The following is a 16857-nucleotide window of genomic DNA, read 5'->3' on the forward strand; positions in this document are numbered from 1 at the left end:
GTGAAACATCGCTGTCCTTCACCCTTCAAAATAAAGGTGGTAATGGTTCCGACACCCAGGATTAAAGGAAGACTGACAATGCGGGCAGACCGATTGGCAGTTCATATATTGTAAAATCGTTAGTTCATTATGGCATTCCCCGCAAAGAATCGCTTTCGTATTCCACTCTTCCGGAGACCAGAGAATGGGATCATGATCTGTCACTTCTTCGTGACATGAGTGGCAAGGGTAATAGGTGTTACAGCATTTGAATTTAATGGCGATGATATCCTTTGGTGTTCGATAATGCTTGCATTTTGTTTTAGAATCCACTTCTACGCCGGATACCGGAATCAGCTTTTCAGTCATGATTTTCCTCCCCAATCAGTATGTAGTAGTCTTCTATATTTAGGATTCGTATTCCTCTCAAAAAAGAAAGGAAATCAGTCTAATGATCTACCTGTACTATACAATGAATTTAAACGGAAAGGGAGTGGGAAGATTTTTGAAGTTCCCCGAAACTGTCGATAAAAGAAAAAGCTGATCTTCTAATGTCTTTCACGACGTAAGAAGATCAGCCTCTTGTTCCTAGCTCTTATGCTCAAGTATTCCGTTCAAATCACGATAGACAAAATCAGGTTTCACACCCAGCTCATCCATCACCTTATCCTGGCGATTGATCCAAGCCGTATGGAAACCAAAGTTAGCGGCCCCTGCTATATCCCATGGATTAGAGGACATAAACAGGACTTCCTCCCTTTTGACTCCAAGCTTTTTCAGGACAAGCTGATAAGCCATCGGAGTTGGTTTGAATTGCTTCACCTCATCCACTGTCAACACTTCATCCAATAAGGGACCAAACGACGACTGCTCAACCAGCGGTGAAAGCATATCCAGGGAACCATTGGAGAAAATCGCGGTTTGATGAGATGATAATTCCCCCAGTACACTTTCCACTTCTTCATAATGAGTTAATTCCAGATAGGCATCCAATAACACCTTCTCTTTTTCATCAGTAAGATCGACCCCGACTTGTACACACGCGTAATGAAGGGCATCCTTCGTGATGGAGAAAAAGGTCGTATACGTTCCCATCAACTGACGCAGGAAGCTGTACTCCAATTGTTTCTGCCGCCAAACCTGACTGATTTCCTCCCCTTTCTCAGGAAAAAGTTCATTGCATTTTTCAATAACGGAATGAACATCGAATAACGTTCCATAGGCATCGAATACAAAAGCTTTTATGTTGAGATTTGACATACACACACTCCTCCCAGATTCTCCTTATATAATAGACTATTTCCCAGAATGTAAACTTTCACAATCCATTTTCTTCAAATCATGTGGATTCTCCCAGAGGCATTGGGGGTATAGTAAGAAAAAACAGTAGAACAGGGGAATTCATTTGAAGACAAAGAAAAAGTGGTATAAGAAGAAAAAATGGTGGATCTGGGGAGCCATCATATTGATTCTGACAGCGGTGATGATTTACAACCGCATCAAGCCCTTACCACCAGGAATCTCATACTCAAGCGATACTTATACCATACCGGAGAGTGACGTAAAATTTTTATACGACCTCACTTATCAGAAGGATGGGAAAGAACTTTATGATCAATCGATCTTTGATGAGGTGTATCAAACCATTGAAGAAGCAGATGATTTTCTCATTTTGGACTTATTCTTAGTAAATGGCTATACAAAGGGTGACCGTGATTATCCGAAGATCAGTGAAACATTGTCCAGGAAGATTGAAGAACAAATGAAAAAGAAGCCCGACCTGAAAGTGGTCTTTATCAGTGACGTCGTCAACACGACTTACGGGTCACACCAAGCGAAACAAATTGAACCATTGGAAAAGCTTGGCGCTGAGGTCGTCTTTACCGATTTGAACCGCCTCCGGGATCCCAACCTCATCTATTCCGGTGTATGGAGGACCGCTTTAGGATGGTTCGGACAGGATGGCTACGGGTGGCTGCCTAACCCTATGTCCCCTTCTGCCCCGAAGGTCACGATGAGATCCTATTTGAAACTATTGAACGTGAAAGCCAACCATCGAAAAGTCGTCATCTCGGAAGACTCGGGACTCATCCTATCCGCCAACCCACATGATGCCAGCGGATTTCACTCGAATATCGCTTTTAAGGTTAAAGGAGACATCATCAAAGACATGGTCAAAGCTGAAAAAGCCGTAGCGGATTTTTCAGGTGGGAATTTGAATGCTTTCCCTACAAAGGAAGAGGTAAACGATTCGGTCAAAGCCTCACCTCCAAGTGAAACATCTGTCAACGCACAGATCCTGACGGAAAGAGAAATTCAAAAAGGGGTGGTAAAGGCATTAGATGATGCCAAAAAAGGCGACGAGGCCTGGATTGGCATGTTCTACCTTGCGGATCGGGACATCATCGATGCAATTGAGGATGCGGCAGAACGTGAAGTTGACATCCGGTTAGTACTGGACCCGAACCAGAACGCCTTTGGACAAGAAAAAATCGGATTGCCGAACCTTCCCATTGCAGCCGAGCTTTATAAACTGGAGAACGAACATATCACCATTAGATGGTATAACACGAACAAAGAGCAGTATCATACGAAATTCATTTATGTAAAAGGGAAAAAGCAAAGTACCGTGATCGGGGGATCGGGTAATTATACATCCCGAAACCTGGATGATTATAACCTGGAAGAAAACCTGAAGCTGACGGCCCCATCAGACAGCAAAACCATGACCGAAGTCGACGACTATTTCGACCGAATTTGGAATAATAAAAACGGGACCTACACCGTTGACTATGAAAAATATCAGGATAAGTTACCTGCTGTTAAGTATGTCATGTATATTCTGCAGAAAATTTTTCAAGTGACAACATATTAGGTTTTGACATTTGAAAAAAGGGGAAAATAACTTTTAACAACATAAAAACATTACATGGAGGTAAGAAAAGATGGGTATTATCTTGTATTTAATTGTTGGTGGAATCATCGGTTGGCTAGCTGGTCTAATTTTAGGTAAAAACGTTCCTGGTGGAATCATCGGAAACATCATAGCAGGTATTATCGGTGCATGGATCGGTGGGGAACTTCTTGGAAGCTTCGGCCCGTCCCTTGCAGGAATCGCTATCATCCCGGCATTATTGGGAGCGATCATCTTCGTATTCTTATTAAGCTTAATTCTAAGAGGAATGAGAAGAACGTCTCATTAAGAAAGAATACTGAAACCCCTGGATTCCAGGGGTTTTTTATTTGTGCTAAAAGACATAAAAAAAACAGCCCATGCAGGCTGCCCTCTTAATATGTCATCGATTTCTTATGTCTTCTTTTATTCCGATACTTCTTATAAATCGGGTAAATAATAGGTCCCCATTTGATCAGTCTTCCCATTAAACGTTTCATGAAGGTAACCTCCTTTGTATAGTATTCTTTACCCGAATTATGCAGAAAGAAAACATATGCTAGAATGAAGGCAGGTCAAATGAACGGAGTGTTCCATATGCATATTACAGAAGAATTAGCCTATCCAATCATCGCAAAATTAAAAACCATCGTACACTACAATATCAATATCATGAACGAGTCGGGTGTCATTGTTGCCACAACAGATGCTACACGGATGAATCACGTTCATGAAGGAGCTCTATTTGTGCTCAAACAAAAAAGACCATTGATTATTTCTGAGCATGATTCAGACAGGTATCATGGTTCTAAAGAAGGCATCAACCTCCCTATTGAGTTTCTCGGGGAAATGATTGGAGTTGTCGGCGTAACAGGGTCTCCCGCGGAATTGGAACAGTTCGTGAAAATCGTAAAAGTCACAGTGGAAGTGATGCTTCAACAGGTCCATTTCCATAGTCAATTGCAACATAAAAAAACACTCATGGATAATTGGTTACTGGATTTAGTTCACCCCCATTATTTTGATGAAAGAAAAAATGAATCATTTGCTCATCACTACTTACATCTTGAAACAAGCCAGAATGTTCAAGTTTTTTTGATTCAGTTTGATGACATATCCACTCACTCTACAACCAACCTCCCTTTATCAATGGTCAAAGAAGAGATTTTAAGAAGAATGAAGCTTCAATTACCAAAGGTACAGTTTCAATCCTTTATCACTGACTCCCACTGCGTCCTCGGTGTCCCATCAAGTATTTGTCCCACTAAGGAAGAAGCATGCCACTTGGCCAAGCGTTTGCATCAACATCTACAGGAGAAGCATTTCAAGGTGAAGATGGCTGTCGGCAATGGCTATTCAGGAGTCAAAGGATATAGAAAATCTTATGTGGAGGCACAAAACTGTCTTGAATTACAGGAGAGCTTCCCACAGTTCACTGACTATGTTCATATTCAGGATTGGGGTATTATGGATTTCATCAAGCAAATACCCATTGAGATTCGGAAGGAATTCATGAACCGATATCATGAGCGCACCATTCATCTGAGTGCCTCCCTGCGATATACCCTCCAGCGGTTGTTTGACTGCCAATTAAACATGAAAGAAACGGCTATCTCATTACATATCCACCGCAACACACTCCTTTACAGACTTGAAAGTGTCCAAGAACTGACAGGTCTCAACCCGCGGCAATTTGATGATGCCATCTTACTTCGGTTTATATTGCTTATTCAAGAGATGAATAAAGAGGCGTGAAATATGATTGTGCATATGCACAATCTTTTTTCTATTTATAAAGAAATGTTTAGGTGAATTTACATTGTAACCGCTTACTAAAATTGATTAAATGAGTAAATAGATTATATTTTCTGAAAAAGGAGTCGCTATGAATATTCTTATTGCCCCCGATTCATTTAAAGGAAGTTTAAGCTCACTCGAGGTCGGAACTATTATGGAAAAAGCCTTTAAGGATGAATCCTCAAGCTTTCAAACAAACGTCATCCCCATGGCCGATGGTGGCGAAGGAACGCTCGAGACCTTAATTTACGCAACGGGAGGGAAAAAAGTAAAAACGATCGCAACCGGTCCCTTAGGAGAAAAAGTTTCCACAGAGTACGGTGTGTTAGGAGATCAAAAGACAGCTGTTATTGAAATAGCTTCCATTTCAGGGTTACCAATGGTGCCCATTGAAAAACGGAATCCCTACCACACTACGTCGTATGGCATTGGGGAAGTCATTGCTTCAGCCATGGAAGAAGGCTTTCGAAGTTTCATTATTGCACTTGGCGGGAGCTCGACGAATGATGGCGGGTTCGGAATGCTTCAAGCTCTCGGTGTTACCTTCCTTGATGAACAAGGTCATACTTTGGGGTCCTTTGGAAGAGATTTAGGACTCATCTCCAGTGTGGATTGGAGTACCCTTCACCCTCTAGTAAACGACTGTACCTTTCATATTGCTTCAGATGTGGAAAACCCTTTATGCGGTGAGAAAGGCGCCTCATCTGTATTTGGCCCTCAAAAAGGGGCCACAAAACGACAGGTGAAAGAGCTCGATCAGCAATTGCTTCACTACAGTCAGTTGCTTAAAGGAGTAAATGGGAGCGATTTCAAGGACACAAATGGTGCAGGTGCTGCCGGAGGACTCGGCTTTTCCTTCCTTCATTTAAACGGCAAAATTCAATCAGGCGCTAAACTGGTGGCTGAAGCTTCCGATCTTTCAGCTGCGATTCAGAAGGCAGATTGGGTTCTTACCGGTGAAGGACAAAGCGATTATCAAACACTGTTTGGTAAACTCCCTTCTTATGTAGCATCCATTGCTAAACAGCATCATACGCCGGTATCTCTTGTTGCCGGGAGCTTAGGAGAAGGGTTTCAACATTTATACGAAGACTTTACCAGTTGTCATTCCATTGCCATTGGCCCAATGACTCTTGCTGAGAGCATCAGCCGGGCAGAAGAACTGCTTTACCATGAAACAAGGAACATCGCACGAATTTTACACGTAACAAAGGGAGAAAGATAAAGGGGGAAAATCTTATGTCAGGAATTTGGTTATTTACGGTCATTGTATTAGGGGTAGGGTTCATCATTTTCACAACGGCTAAATTGAAGCTTCAGCCTTTTCTATCGTTATTGTTTGCTGCGTTCTTGGTCGGTATCTTTGCAGGACTGCCACTGAATACCGTCGTAGAAGCAGTCAACGGTGGGTTCGGAGGATTAATGGGGTATATTGGTATCGTTATCGTAGCGGGTACCATAATCGGGACTATTTTAGAGAAATCCGGTGCCGCTCTCAGGATGGCAGAAGTGGTTCTTCGTTTAGTGGGGGAAAAGAGGCCACAATTGGCTATGTCCCTTATTGGCGCAATCGTGAGCATCCCCGTCTTCTGCGACTCCGGATACGTCATTCTCTCAAGCTTGAAAAAAGCGTTGGCAAAGCGTGCAAAAGTAGCTTTAGCTTCCATGTCCGTTGCACTTGCAACAGGGCTATATGCCACCCATACGCTGGTTCCGCCCACTCCGGGTCCCATCGCAGCAGCCGGGAACATCGGTGCCAGCGACTACTTAGGAACCATTATTTTAATCGGGATGATTGTAGCCATTCCTACGATTCTAGCAGGGTATCTTTGGGCCATCAAAGTCGCAAGTAAAATTAAAATCGAAGGGGAAGAAGAACTGGATTTGGATTATGATGAGATCGTCAAATCCTTCGGGGAACTTCCTTCAACTTTCAAATCCTTTGCTCCGATTGTACTTCCCATCCTCTTGATTGGTGCAGGTTCAATCGTCAGCTTCTTTCAATGGGAAGGCGGAGCAGCAGAGGTCCTCTTATTCATCGGTTCTCCTGTTGTCGCTTTACTCATCGGAGTCCTGGCTGCCTTTGCCCTCATGCCGAAGTGGAATGAAGAAACCCTGAACGGCTGGGTCACTCAAGGGATGAAAGATGCAACCAATATTCTATTAATCACAGGCGCAGGAGGAGCATTCGGTTCCGTTATCAAGGCGACTCCTGTTGCAGAATTGATTCAAGGAATCGCAGACGGAGGTTTGCTTTCCGGTGCCCTCGTCCTTCTCATACCATTTGTTGTCGCGGCACTATTAAAATCGGCTCAGGGCTCTTCAACCGCGGCGCTCGTCATTACTTCCTCCTTGATTGCTCCATTACTGCCACAGATGGGGATTGATGGAGCCGTGCCTCTTGCTTTAGTGGTCATGGCCATTGGTGCAGGGGCCATGACAGTGAGTCATGTCAATGACAGTTATTTCTGGGTTGTAACACAATTCAGCGGGATGAAAGTCACAGATGCGTATAAGGCGCAAACTGCAGCTACACTGGTTCAAGGTTTAACGGCTCTTGTTTTCACCTTACTTCTTTGGGTCATCCTTGTGTAACCGGGATCATAACAAAATCTCCTTTCCTTTGATTACCGGAAAGGAGATTTTTGTCGAATCCGGTAAATCCTCCCCGGGAAATAATTCCTTGTCGAGGGATTGAAAATACAAAAAAGCAACCAGTAACTGTATCTGGCTGCTTTTTTGTATTATTTACTACTTTTCGATTCTGCTATTTTACCCAAGAAGAATCCATCGACTTCACTTATTTTCCCACGCCACATGATCTTCCCTTTCGAAGGGGTCGGCTTGCTGTCGCCACAATACACCTTTGTGTTCTTCAAATGAATAAAGTGAGCTTCAGCACTTTGATTTTCTTCTACAGATTCTCCGGCTCTCGCAAGCTCCTCACTCAGCTTCTGAGCTACATCACTGCCATCCTCAAAGGTTTCACTCAATGAATCGAAGTATTCCTTTGCGGAGACGAGGGTACCTGTTACGACAGCTCCTTTGACGTTTAACGTGATGTCTAATGAAAAATCATGCTTGTTTGATGCCTGTACAAAAAATTCTAAGATGCTATCCTTCCCTGTACCTGATTCTACACTCATTTTCACATCTCCTTTATTGTTAAGCTACAGTATCATCTTCGGTAGAGATTGTTGTATCTTCGTCTTGATCTTTGTCTTGATCTTCGTCTTTATCATCATCTTTTTTTGCAGATTTTTTACTTTTAGCTGAAGACTTGCGAGTAGAACGCTTCTTTCCCTTTGAACCAGATTTGCCGTTTGATTTCTTCTTGCTGGAAGCTTCTTCCTCTTCTTTGCTATCATCTTGTTCATCTTCATCAGTTTCTTCGTCTTCTGCGTTTTCATCTTCATCAGTTTCTTTGTCTTCTACATTTTCTTCATCTTCATCAGACGCTTCTTCTTTAGACTTTTTAGAAGATTTCTTACTTGAAGAAGTTTCTTCGTCTTCTTCTTTTTCTTTTTCTTCTTCTTTTTCTTCTTCATCCTCGTCTTCGTCTTCCTCTTCATCGCTTTCATCTTCACCTGCTCCGGCAATTTGATTCATTTTCTCTTCTAATTGCTGTAAGCGAGTCTGAAGTTCTTCATTTTCCTGTTTAAGGGCATCATAGTCCTGGCTAGACTCTTCTTCTTGACTGTTCGTTTCTGTTGAGTTAACGGCCGTTTCCGTGTCTTCAGAAGCTTCTTCCTCTTTATCACGCTTGAACAGGTTAGCTGTTGACGATTTTAACGAGACAGCGGCTTTTCTGGATTTTTCCTTTGCTGCATTCCCGAAGTCCAGGCTTTTGCTTTTGATTTTCTCCTGATCGATACGATCCAGAAGTTTCTTTCCATTTTCAGGTGTTGCCAGATATCCTACAGTTGCTCCCAACAGACTTCCTGCCACGGTTCTTTTGATAGGGCCGCTTCTTCTTGCCTTATTCTCATTTGTTGAATTCTTTTCCTGTTCTTGATTCTCAACTGTTGTGTTTTGCTTATTATTTTTTTCTGCCATCGGTAAAACCTCCATTTAGTTAGTTGTTTCCGCCGTATTAAGACGGTTTGTATCCAATTTCTTTTCAAGTGATTCCAGTCGGTCCTGTAATTTCTTATTTTCCTCTTCAAGTGCTTTCGTGTTGTTATCTGCGGCTTTGGAACTGAGATAGGGATCATTTTCCCACCAGTCCATGCCTATTTCTTTTGCTTTATCTACAGAAGCAACGATTAAGCGGATCTTTATCGTAAGCAGCTCGACATCGGCGATTCCCACCGTAATATCTCCTGCCACGACAACTCCTTTATCTAAAATCTTTTCTAATACATCCACGATTGTGTTGGATTGTACCGGATGCTCCATACCCATCATGTAACCTCCTTATTCGGCATTACATTAAGCTCCCTAAAGGACCAAGATCTATATTCAAGTCTTCTGCATCAAGACCAAATACCTCTTTCAACTCTTCCATCTTTTCTTCTAAGTTCATTAGGGCAATGCCTAGATTCTCCACTTGTTCATCTGTTAACGTGCCGCCTTCTACACGGCGCATCGCATGTCTCTCGACGATTTGCCTTAATAGTTCTACAACAGTTAATACAAGCTGTGCCAATCCTTGTTCTGCTTTTTCAGGGTCGAAATTAATTCGCCCATTTGTCCCGCTGGCCTGTTGCATGAATCAATCCCTCCCTTTCTTTATCGAAATGATCGGATGTTACCGTTTTGCGCGTTCCCTGCTTGTGTTGCACCAATGTCTCAACTGAGGAGATCAGCACTCGCAAATCCAGATACACGAGGTCGACACCTGCAATGGATATAATCAAATCTCCCTTTATCGCCACACCTTTGTCGAGAATGACATCTAAAATATCTATAAGGGCTATATCTTTGTTTTCGATCGATTCTCTGACTGTCATATTTCTCATTCCTTATTTTGTGATTAAGAAAAACTAGAAAAATGATAAGGTGGCCAAGGGCCGGATGCTTCAATTTTCCAACCTGCGTGTCCCAGTTCTTCTTCGTATTGCTTTATTTCTTCAACAAATTCATCTACTTTGGATGCAGGAAGGAGAAATACACTGTTCCAGGCCATATGTTCCTGTCGGCCTGTGACATCCTTACTCCAATTTTTTTTGATATTCCCATGCAGGGAATGTTCTTTCAGCTTTTCATGAACCTCTTCACAAAGTCGGTTCTTTTCATTTTCTAGTTCCCGATCAATCAGCTGATCGATTTTTTTCTTTTCAAAGAACTGCCTGCCCTTTGGTAACTCGCTGATTTCTTTCCTTTTGGCTTCGATGGATGGATTGTTTTCACTTACTTGTTCTTTCAGCAGCTTATCGTCACAGTAGATCTTGACGTTCCACTCTTCGTTGCCATCCAGCTGTTCAAAGGTCGCCTCGAGCTTGTTTCGATTGCCTTCTATCGAGGACTTGAGGCTATCCTCATTTTTGTATAATGTACAGAACTTCAAGGGGATGATGGTATACAACTTTGAAACCATCAATACCGTTTCGTGATGATGAAATGCCTTTTCCTGAAGCCAATCCATGTCGTTATCGACTTTGTCCTTAATGGTTTCTTCAGAGTATTCACTTGATGGTAAATCACAAACTATGGCTGTCACTTCTCCGATTTCAATCGAGTACAGCTCACTTTCTCCATCGAATCCTTTCATGGAGGGCAGGTTTTCTTTATTTGCTTCTTTTGTCGGAATTAAGCCGTATAAATAAAGTAAATCGCTCATCTGATCACCCTTGTTTCTTTTTCGTTAATTCTTCCCATTGTTCCATTTCCATCTGTTTCGCAATTTCATACCTTGTTAAGAGCTCATCTTCTTTTTCCTGGAATGCCTCCTCAGGAATTTCTCCTAATTCATACATCATCTGAAGCTGAATCAATTTTTGTTGAATGGTAGGAAGGTCGTACAATTCTTTGTCTGCCTCTTCTTTGATCTTTTCAGCGACTTTTATGACTAAATTAATTGGTGCACTCCCCAATTTATGAATCATCAGCCTTCCTCAACCTTCAATCGTATGTTGACAAAGTTGTATGCCGGCCAAGGGCCGCTGTAATTAAATTCGACCTTATCCTTCCACTTTTCATGTGCTTCATTGACTTTTTGATCGAACAACTCTTCCTGATCCCGGTCGATTAAGAAAGAAGCGTTAAGAAGCATTTTTTCACTTGAAGGTTCGTTGGCCTTTGCCGATACTGCCGCTTCCTCAAGAGGTGCATACACTTCTTCCTTAATCTCACTTTGGAGGGAAGCAAATAACTTCTGAGCCATTCCGCCAAGCTGAATCCGGTCATAATACGCTGCCGATTCTGATTTGCCTTTAACGGCTGTGGCCATTTTTTCTACCTGAGGGTTATCCTTTACCATGGCTTCAAGCCATTCCTTTTTACCGATAACCTTTAAGCCCAGCTCGATTTTTCCCTTAATGGCCGGGAAAAGAGTTTCGAACTGTGGATAAAGGTTTTCAAGCAGTGCCTCCACATCGTCTGTTGATTTAAAGACATTTCCGAAGCTGATCGGGATGACCGTATCCTTTTGTTCCATAACCCGGGATACAGCTCCCTGGTGCATCAGTAAATTCTGCTTCTTGGGATGATAAATTTTCATGGGCACTTCTGCCGCTACCATAGCTGCGTCCTTATATCTGATCGTGAACGTCTCGCGTTCTTGGCCTTCTATTTCAATCGAACCAAATTGATCGTCTTCATTGGTTTGGATGGCACAAAATATATAAATTCCCATTTCTTCCTGGCTCATTATAATACTCTCCTTTATTCCTCAGATACCTTCATACGTTTACATGCATCTATAATCAATTGTTCTGCTTTTTCTTGTGAGTTTTCCCCGTCGATACATCGACTTATACTATGTGCTGCTATATCAATACATAGACGTTGAAAATCTGTATCCTTACCGTCTATGGGAATGTCTGATTCAATGGCGAGTCTTGCAATCATCAAGGAAGCACGCAAGCTCGGTCCGTTCATTTCGTTTGTACATTGATCGCGTAATGTTGAGATTAGTGTAGTAATCGCTCTAGCTTCACCCATAACCAGGTTAGCTTTTTCTGATACAATCTTCGCTTCTTGTTCTGCTCCCTTGTAATCTACGTTAATGGTGATTAACCTATCCAGTAGAGCATCCTGTGTTTGATAAACCCCTGCATACTCTGCAGGATTACTAGTAAATATGATGGCAAATTCCGGATGTACTCTAATAAAGGGTTCTGTGAGCTTCGAACCATACAACGGAATGATTCCTTCTTCCAAAATGGATAGGAAGATATTATTTGTCGTCGGCTGTGATCGTGTAAATTCATCGTATACAAGGGTATAACCATTCTTGACGGCTTCCAGTAATCGACCGTCTCTCCATGTCTCTGTGACGCTTTCGTCCTTTTTGTAAACGGATCGTACATATTGATCGACGACCTTTTTACTTGTATAACCAGTAAAATCACCAATTAAGTCTTTATTATTCAGTTCGTGGTTTCCGTGCATGAGCATAACCGGTCTTTTTCTCTTCTTCGCCAGTGCGAGTGCAAGAGACGTTTTTCCGGCTCCAGAAGGGCCTGTAAAATGCACAGGATATCCAGCTTTTAGATATTGCAATGAGCGCGAAAGCAATTCTTTCGTTTCATCATCTTGTATTAATGCCCTGCTATCCTTTTTGATCCGTTTTGTTAAGACCGTCACTTACAATTCCCTCCTACTCGCTAGAGCCACTACATTTCCTGACCAATGGCACTTCTGTAACGGATATCCCGTCGTTTAAATGACGTGACTTCCTTTTCTTTATTAAGTAGAACATCATATGTTCCAAGCATTTCGTCTTTCGCATATTTCTTCATATATTCTTTTTCTTCAATCACTTCGACTTGCAACTTCCAGCCTTCATCTTCTGTCAGTTCCACTGACGTGATCTTATGGACCGGAGCTACATGTTCATTGAAGAAATCCGTCACACTATTCATGATTTCTTTGATTACCATAGCTGCCTCCTACTTTAGATGAAGGGGAGGGTGCCAATAATGGCCCCCTTCATACTTTTATTCTTTTAGTGGTACTCCATTTAGATGCTGAACTGGGAGCTTCTTTCATTCTGCTGTGTAGCAAGTCCGTTTTCTTCGACGTCATCCCGTAAGAGGCCTACTGCCTCTGCATAACGCAACCATGTATCAACGCTTGCGATGACGACCCTTGCTTCAACTGTCAATATTTCAATTCCAACGACGGATACTCTTGCAAATGCGTCAATGACGATCCCTTTGTCCAGAATACGGTCGATGACTTCTGCTAAACTCGAACTGTTATTACTCTTTTGAATAGCCAATTGTTATTCTCCTTCCAGTGTTTATGAACAGATTGTCTTAATGTCTTTTGATGATTTAATGTTTTCCGAACTTTTGATTTCAGTCGAACTCTTGATATTAAAGGAACTCTTTATGTCACTTGCTCCCTTAATATTTCCCACGCCTTTGATTTTTGTTTGTTTATCATTCGTTGAAGAGACTTTCTTTTGAAACTCTTCTCCTGCTTCCTTTGCGTTTCCTAACTTTTCTCGTACGGAAAGCAGGACATCCTGTACTTTTTCTTTTGCTTCTTCTGCTTTGTTATGAACATTTTCGGCGTTTTTCTCTTTTGCATTCTCTAATTTCGCTGATGCTTCGTTTGCTTTTGATTGAATACCACTTTCCACACTGTTTACAAATGTTTCTTTCGCTTTGTCTTTCAACGTATCTTTCACTTTATCTTTCACTGGTTCTGGAGCATGGTCGTATGCTTTTTTAGCCATCTTCCCAACTGCTTTTTTTACAGGCTTACTCATGTAATGCCCCCTTCAGGGATGCGATTATTTCTTAGAATCCACCAGGCTGTTCAGCATTTCCTCGATACGTTCTAAACGCTCATTCAAATTCTTGTTTTCTTCTTTGATACCTTCTAATTCTTCTGATTGATTGGAAGAACCTTCATTCTGTTCAGCTTTGGCATCAGTGTTCTCCGACGCCTCTTCTTTTTTCTTCTTAGGTGACAGCAAACCACCTTCGAGCCTGCTCATATATCCGGTAGCGGATTGTCTAAGGGTGATGATGGCCTGCTCTGTCAGGAATTCCTGTGCTGACCTTCGCAATTCTTTACTTGCAGCTTTCATCACTTCTGATTTCCCTAAACTGTCCACCATTTTCTTTCCTGTACCCGGATTTGTAAGCAATCCGAGACCCGCTCCGACTACTCCACCTATAATCGCGTAATTCATGGATTGTCTGTTTTCAGTTGTTTGTTCTTCGTTTCCTTCAGTATTTTTCGTTTCTTCCACTTGTTGACTGCTTTTTGTTTCTGCCATATCCATCCTCTTTTCTAGAAAAAATAGTAAAACTATATGTTACTTACTTGTTTAAACGCTAAATGCTGTTCCTCTTTCATTTTCCTGTTTCGCTAAGCCCTCTTCTTGAACATCGTCTCTTAAGAGCCCAACTGCCTCTGCATATCGTAGCCATGTATCTACACTTGCAATGACGACTCTTGCTTCTATTGTAAGAATTTCAATTCCTACCAAGGAAACTCTGGCAAATGCATCAATGACTATTCCTTTATCCAGGATTCTATCAATTACTTCTGCGAGACTTGAGCTATCATTACTTTTTTGAATACTCATCGAATCTCTCCTCTTATTTGGTGTAGCCAATGACTGTGTGCAAAAATTTTATTCTGTTTAATCGGTGTTTACCTCGATTTCCGCCCCTGTTAAACCATGTGGTGGGAATTATTTGAAGTAAACTGCCATTTTTTATACATGTTTTAAACCGGTTGTAACAGGCTGTAACAATTTTCCCTTAGAGGCATATGCATTTGTGGAGTTTTTGTGGAAATAATAATTCAAATAAGACAAATCGGTTACAGTTTCCAACTATAATAGGTGGTTGAATTTAAAGGGTGAATATGCTTAGAAGCGATAGGGGATATAGAACCAAAAAGAACCTGAAGCGATAGGCCAAAGGGCCACACTCCAGGTTCTTGTTATTTATTCATTTGGGCAAGGAAGTCTCCTAACAGATCATCCATTGACTCTTCTTTAGGTTCCTCATTGACGGTTTCCTTGGGTTTCATGGCATTGTCCCAGTCGAAGTTGTCCAGTTCTTCATCTGTTGAGTACGAACGTTCATCCACTACTTCTTCAGGGATATCATCCATCACTTGATCAAGGGACCACTCTCTTCCGGTATCGTGACTTGCTGCCGATTCTTCCTGAAGATAAAGTGCTTCATCGATATCCAATGAATTACTGCTCAAAGAAGCAAGAAGGGAGGCAGTCCGTACCGGGTTTGAAAGCAACTGGTATACGATGCTTCCAAGCAGCGCTTCTGAGTGTTCATGCTTAAGCCAGTCACGTTGGGACTTGTCCAGACCCTTCGGAAGTGGAATCGTAATCGCTTCCCGCTGTTTGGAAATCGTATCATTTACCCCGTTTAGGACAAGCTCTGCAATTTTACTGGAGAAATTCCGTTTTTCTTTTTCTTTGAGCTTTTGTAAATGTTTTAAAACGTGGTCAGGTGTATCTGAAGGGATCCGAAATGTGATCGGCTGTCCCCTCGACATCCCTTTTTCAGTCATACCATCACCCTATTTGGTTTTCGCTAATTTTTGTTCTTCTTTCGGGGCTTGTTGCTTTTGTGTTTTTCTTGAGAAGTCGGCAATCAGCTTGTAGTAAGCATTGGCCATCATCCAGATACTTTCCTTCTCATCTTCAAAGAAGTCGATATTGTACCCATCAAGATTGTTGTTAAGCGTCTTGATATATTCTTTCAGGACACTAGACCCTCCACCGATGAAGTAGCAGATTTCCGTTTGGGAATTCTTTTGCCACATATTGCGAAGATGGCGGTACTGCTTCTTAGCCAGTTCAAGCATGATGCGGTCTACGATATCGTGTACGCTTGTACGACTACCTTTTACCATAATATGATTGCGGTCATTTTTCTTCGTGATGATTTCGACCACATCACGACGGCTGTCAAGCTCAATACCATGCTTCGAACGGATCTCCTCACGAATCAATTCAAGCGATTCAGATACACCCAGGTTAAACCCTTGAGCTTTATCATCGTCTACTTTACGATCTTTGATGACCGCGATATCTGTTGATAATCCACCAATATCCTGTATCAAGATACGCTTATCAATCAAATCCTTGTTGATGATATTTGAATTATTATCCATCACAAGGTTGATAAAAGCAGCGAATCCTTCAGGATACACCTTCACTTCATCAAATTTAATATTTACTTTGATGCCTTGATAGCGCGGAGTAACAAGGAATTCGACCTGGTGAACCGAACCTAATAATCTTGAACGGTATCCAACATCTTTTCCTTCTTTTACTTCACGCAGGGGAAGACCTGTTCCCAGCGTGTAGTTTGCTTCTATTACATTATTATTCTTTTTAAAATCTGATCCGTGACGCGCTGCATCCAGTGCGATAGAAGCAAACAGCATGACTAATGTTTGATCTTCTTCTGATTTACTGCTGCCTGGATCCAGTTCAGTCGAGTTATTGCTCTTGGTCGCAAGATTACCGACACGATAAATTGCATTATTGTCTTTCAGGGCAGGGGAGTGGACACGGATATGTATGCCGTCTAGCGGGTCTTGTGTATCCAGCTCCTCGATACCGATGATAGGACGGTCTTCAACATCCCTTGCGATGACGTTCGGGATATTCACCTCAGCGTCCATTTTCCCAAACATACCTTTTAAAGAATCATTACCAACATCAATGGCTGCAATGCGAGAATTCGTCATTAAAATCATCCTTTCATTCATGAGTAAGAATTTGTCAAAACATTTCCACTCTTACTCTCAGAGTATACAATTTCTCGTCTTCGGTCAATCCTACTTTTCTATCGAATATGATAAGCGAGAGAGCGTTGAGTTGTATACACTTTTGTATCGTTGTATACATTAATTGTACACATACCTTAATAACAACATGTGTACTTGTTTGTGTACATGTGTACATATTTGTATACATTTGTATACGTTTTTGTTTACATGTATACAAATTTGTAAACTCAGTGAATTTTACATATTCTTACTTCAAATCGTGCTCTTTCTACTACACTACGAAACTAGAAAAC

At 41.7% G+C, this 16857-nt stretch carries 23 protein-coding genes; 5 read left to right on the forward strand and 18 right to left on the reverse strand.

Translation table 11 applies throughout. The features are described from left to right. Positions 1-18: 18 nt before the first annotated feature. A complete protein-coding gene (locus AC0VXY_RS21635) occupies positions 19-348 on the reverse strand; it encodes a CHY zinc finger protein (RefSeq protein ID WP_435988899.1) in 330 nt (109 codons plus the stop codon). A gap of 219 nt (positions 349-567) precedes the next feature. Beyond that, positions 568-1239, reverse strand: coding sequence for a haloacid dehalogenase type II (locus tag AC0VXY_RS21640; protein WP_435988898.1), 672 nt, complete (start codon positions 1237-1239; stop codon positions 568-570). Positions 1240-1384: 145 nt separating this feature from the next. On the opposite strand from AC0VXY_RS21640, the gene AC0VXY_RS21645 reads away from it, so the two are divergent. The 5 genes from AC0VXY_RS21645 to AC0VXY_RS21665 all read left to right on the forward strand — a co-directional run bounded on the left by AC0VXY_RS21645 (position 1385) and on the right by AC0VXY_RS21665 (position 7264). Continuing rightward, positions 1385-2854, forward strand: coding sequence for a phospholipase D family protein (locus AC0VXY_RS21645; RefSeq protein WP_475526517.1), 1470 nt, complete (start codon positions 1385-1387; stop codon positions 2852-2854). A 70-nt stretch (positions 2855-2924) separates the two neighbouring features. Next, on the forward strand, positions 2925-3182 hold the full coding sequence (locus AC0VXY_RS21650; protein ID WP_060674001.1) for a GlsB/YeaQ/YmgE family stress response membrane protein: 258 nt from the start codon (positions 2925-2927) through the stop codon (positions 3180-3182). Positions 3183-3436: 254 nt separating this feature from the next. Continuing rightward, the gene (locus tag AC0VXY_RS21655; protein WP_475526518.1) at positions 3437-4627 is read left to right on the forward strand and encodes a CdaR family transcriptional regulator; all 1191 of its coding nucleotides are present in this window, start codon (positions 3437-3439) and stop codon (positions 4625-4627) included. 130 nt (positions 4628-4757) lie between these two features. Then, positions 4758-5894, forward strand: coding sequence for a glycerate kinase family protein (locus tag AC0VXY_RS21660; protein WP_475526519.1), 1137 nt, complete (start codon positions 4758-4760; stop codon positions 5892-5894). A 14-nt stretch (positions 5895-5908) separates the two neighbouring features. Continuing rightward, the gene (locus tag AC0VXY_RS21665; RefSeq protein WP_435988894.1) at positions 5909-7264 is read left to right on the forward strand and encodes a GntP family permease; all 1356 of its coding nucleotides are present in this window, start codon (positions 5909-5911) and stop codon (positions 7262-7264) included. Between the two features lie 149 nt (positions 7265-7413). On the opposite strand, the gene gvpU is transcribed toward AC0VXY_RS21665, so the two are convergent. The 16 genes from gvpU to AC0VXY_RS21745 all read right to left on the reverse strand — a co-directional run bounded on the left by gvpU (position 7414) and on the right by AC0VXY_RS21745 (position 16522). Next, positions 7414-7815 carry a gas vesicle accessory protein GvpU gene (gvpU, locus tag AC0VXY_RS21670; protein WP_435988893.1) on the reverse strand — a complete coding sequence of 134 codons (402 nt, stop codon included), beginning with the start codon at positions 7813-7815 and terminating at the stop codon, positions 7414-7416. 19 nt (positions 7816-7834) lie between these two features. Continuing rightward, positions 7835-8725, reverse strand: a complete 891-nt coding sequence (gene gvpT / locus AC0VXY_RS21675) for a GvpT/GvpP family gas vesicle accessory protein (protein ID WP_475526520.1) — start codon at positions 8723-8725, stop codon at positions 7835-7837. Between the two features lie 15 nt (positions 8726-8740). Continuing rightward, the gene (locus tag AC0VXY_RS21680) at positions 8741-9073 is read right to left on the reverse strand and encodes a gas vesicle protein (RefSeq protein ID WP_475527912.1); all 333 of its coding nucleotides are present in this window, start codon (positions 9071-9073) and stop codon (positions 8741-8743) included. Positions 9074-9095: 22 nt separating this feature from the next. After that, positions 9096-9380 (reverse strand): gas vesicle protein K, encoded by a 285-nt coding sequence (locus AC0VXY_RS21685; RefSeq protein WP_034764925.1) that lies wholly within the window; start codon positions 9378-9380, stop codon positions 9096-9098. Then, positions 9346-9621, reverse strand: coding sequence for a gas vesicle protein (locus tag AC0VXY_RS21690; RefSeq protein ID WP_435988891.1), 276 nt, complete (start codon positions 9619-9621; stop codon positions 9346-9348). Before AC0VXY_RS21690 ends, AC0VXY_RS21685 begins: the two co-directional genes overlap by 35 nt. Before the next feature lie 23 nt (positions 9622-9644). Beyond that, on the reverse strand, positions 9645-10451 hold the full coding sequence (locus AC0VXY_RS21695) for a GvpL/GvpF family gas vesicle protein (protein WP_435988890.1): 807 nt from the start codon (positions 10449-10451) through the stop codon (positions 9645-9647). A 4-nt stretch (positions 10452-10455) separates the two neighbouring features. After that, a complete protein-coding gene (locus AC0VXY_RS21700; RefSeq protein WP_435988889.1) occupies positions 10456-10716 on the reverse strand; it encodes a gas vesicle protein GvpG in 261 nt (86 codons plus the stop codon). Continuing rightward, complete coding sequence (locus AC0VXY_RS21705) at positions 10716-11480, reverse strand: GvpL/GvpF family gas vesicle protein (protein ID WP_435988888.1); 765 nt, start codon at positions 11478-11480, stop codon at positions 10716-10718. The genes AC0VXY_RS21700 and AC0VXY_RS21705 overlap by 1 nt, the downstream gene beginning before the upstream one ends. A 14-nt stretch (positions 11481-11494) precedes the next feature. Beyond that, a complete protein-coding gene (gene gvpN / locus AC0VXY_RS21710) occupies positions 11495-12418 on the reverse strand; it encodes a gas vesicle protein GvpN (RefSeq protein WP_435988887.1) in 924 nt (307 codons plus the stop codon). Between the two features lie 29 nt (positions 12419-12447). Continuing rightward, positions 12448-12714 carry a gas vesicle protein GvpO gene (gene gvpO, locus AC0VXY_RS21715; protein WP_034764910.1) on the reverse strand — a complete coding sequence of 89 codons (267 nt, stop codon included), beginning with the start codon at positions 12712-12714 and terminating at the stop codon, positions 12448-12450. 80 nt (positions 12715-12794) lie between these two features. Beyond that, positions 12795-13055: a gas vesicle protein GvpJ gene (gvpJ, locus tag AC0VXY_RS21720; protein ID WP_034764908.1), complete on the reverse strand. Its 261-nt coding sequence runs from the start codon at positions 13053-13055 to the stop codon at positions 12795-12797. 21 nt (positions 13056-13076) lie between these two features. Continuing rightward, positions 13077-13550 (reverse strand): gas vesicle protein GvpQ, encoded by a 474-nt coding sequence (gvpQ, locus tag AC0VXY_RS21725; protein ID WP_475526521.1) that lies wholly within the window; start codon positions 13548-13550, stop codon positions 13077-13079. A 24-nt stretch (positions 13551-13574) separates the two neighbouring features. Beyond that, a complete protein-coding gene (gene gvpT / locus AC0VXY_RS21730) occupies positions 13575-14066 on the reverse strand; it encodes a GvpT/GvpP family gas vesicle accessory protein (RefSeq protein WP_435988885.1) in 492 nt (163 codons plus the stop codon). A gap of 51 nt (positions 14067-14117) precedes the next feature. After that, positions 14118-14378 carry a gas vesicle structural protein GvpA gene (gene gvpA / locus AC0VXY_RS21735; protein WP_435988884.1) on the reverse strand — a complete coding sequence of 87 codons (261 nt, stop codon included), beginning with the start codon at positions 14376-14378 and terminating at the stop codon, positions 14118-14120. Positions 14379-14740: 362 nt separating this feature from the next. Beyond that, positions 14741-15334: a hypothetical protein gene (locus AC0VXY_RS21740; RefSeq protein ID WP_435988883.1), complete on the reverse strand. Its 594-nt coding sequence runs from the start codon at positions 15332-15334 to the stop codon at positions 14741-14743. A gap of 9 nt (positions 15335-15343) precedes the next feature. After that, the gene (locus AC0VXY_RS21745; protein ID WP_475526522.1) at positions 15344-16522 is read right to left on the reverse strand and encodes an Alp7A family actin-like protein; all 1179 of its coding nucleotides are present in this window, start codon (positions 16520-16522) and stop codon (positions 15344-15346) included. Positions 16523-16857 lie beyond the last annotated feature (335 nt).

The sequence above is a fragment of the Rossellomorea sp. QJM3NY_18 genome, assembly GCF_056173145.1.

What these genes read in the sequence shown, in the direction of transcription:
- AC0VXY_RS21635 (WP_435988899.1), bottom strand. Translation starts at nt 348, where the DNA reads ATGACTGAAAAGCTGATTCCGGTATCCGGCGTAGAAGTGGATTCTAAA.
- AC0VXY_RS21640 (WP_435988898.1), bottom strand. Translation starts at nt 1,239, where the DNA reads ATGTCAAATCTCAACATAAAAGCTTTTGTATTCGATGCCTATGGAACG.
- AC0VXY_RS21650 (WP_060674001.1), top strand. Translation starts at nt 2,925, where the DNA reads ATGGGTATTATCTTGTATTTAATTGTTGGTGGAATCATCGGTTGGCTA.
- AC0VXY_RS21655 (WP_475526518.1), top strand. Translation starts at nt 3,437, where the DNA reads ATGAAGGCAGGTCAAATGAACGGAGTGTTCCATATGCATATTACAGAA.
- AC0VXY_RS21660 (WP_475526519.1), top strand. Translation starts at nt 4,758, where the DNA reads ATGAATATTCTTATTGCCCCCGATTCATTTAAAGGAAGTTTAAGCTCA.
- AC0VXY_RS21665 (WP_435988894.1), top strand. Translation starts at nt 5,909, where the DNA reads ATGTCAGGAATTTGGTTATTTACGGTCATTGTATTAGGGGTAGGGTTC.
- gvpU (WP_435988893.1), bottom strand. Translation starts at nt 7,815, where the DNA reads ATGAGTGTAGAATCAGGTACAGGGAAGGATAGCATCTTAGAATTTTTT.
- gvpT (WP_475526520.1), bottom strand. Translation starts at nt 8,725, where the DNA reads ATGGCAGAAAAAAATAATAAGCAAAACACAACAGTTGAGAATCAAGAA.
- AC0VXY_RS21680 (WP_475527912.1), bottom strand. Translation starts at nt 9,073, where the DNA reads ATGGGTATGGAGCATCCGGTACAATCCAACACAATCGTGGATGTATTA.
- AC0VXY_RS21685 (WP_034764925.1), bottom strand. Translation starts at nt 9,380, where the DNA reads ATGCAACAGGCCAGCGGGACAAATGGGCGAATTAATTTCGACCCTGAA.
- AC0VXY_RS21690 (WP_435988891.1), bottom strand. Translation starts at nt 9,621, where the DNA reads ATGACAGTCAGAGAATCGATCGAAAACAAAGATATAGCCCTTATAGAT.
- AC0VXY_RS21695 (WP_435988890.1), bottom strand. Translation starts at nt 10,451, where the DNA reads ATGAGCGATTTACTTTATTTATACGGCTTAATTCCGACAAAAGAAGCA.
- AC0VXY_RS21700 (WP_435988889.1), bottom strand. Translation starts at nt 10,716, where the DNA reads ATGATTCATAAATTGGGGAGTGCACCAATTAATTTAGTCATAAAAGTC.
- AC0VXY_RS21705 (WP_435988888.1), bottom strand. Translation starts at nt 11,480, where the DNA reads ATGAGCCAGGAAGAAATGGGAATTTATATATTTTGTGCCATCCAAACC.
- gvpO (WP_034764910.1), bottom strand. Translation starts at nt 12,714, where the DNA reads ATGGTAATCAAAGAAATCATGAATAGTGTGACGGATTTCTTCAATGAA.
- gvpQ (WP_475526521.1), bottom strand. Translation starts at nt 13,550, where the DNA reads ATGAGTAAGCCTGTAAAAAAAGCAGTTGGGAAGATGGCTAAAAAAGCA.
- gvpT (WP_435988885.1), bottom strand. Translation starts at nt 14,066, where the DNA reads ATGGCAGAAACAAAAAGCAGTCAACAAGTGGAAGAAACGAAAAATACT.
- gvpA (WP_435988884.1), bottom strand. Translation starts at nt 14,378, where the DNA reads ATGAGTATTCAAAAAAGTAATGATAGCTCAAGTCTCGCAGAAGTAATT.
- AC0VXY_RS21740 (WP_435988883.1), bottom strand. Translation starts at nt 15,334, where the DNA reads ATGACTGAAAAAGGGATGTCGAGGGGACAGCCGATCACATTTCGGATC.
- AC0VXY_RS21745 (WP_475526522.1), bottom strand. Translation starts at nt 16,522, where the DNA reads ATGACGAATTCTCGCATTGCAGCCATTGATGTTGGTAATGATTCTTTA.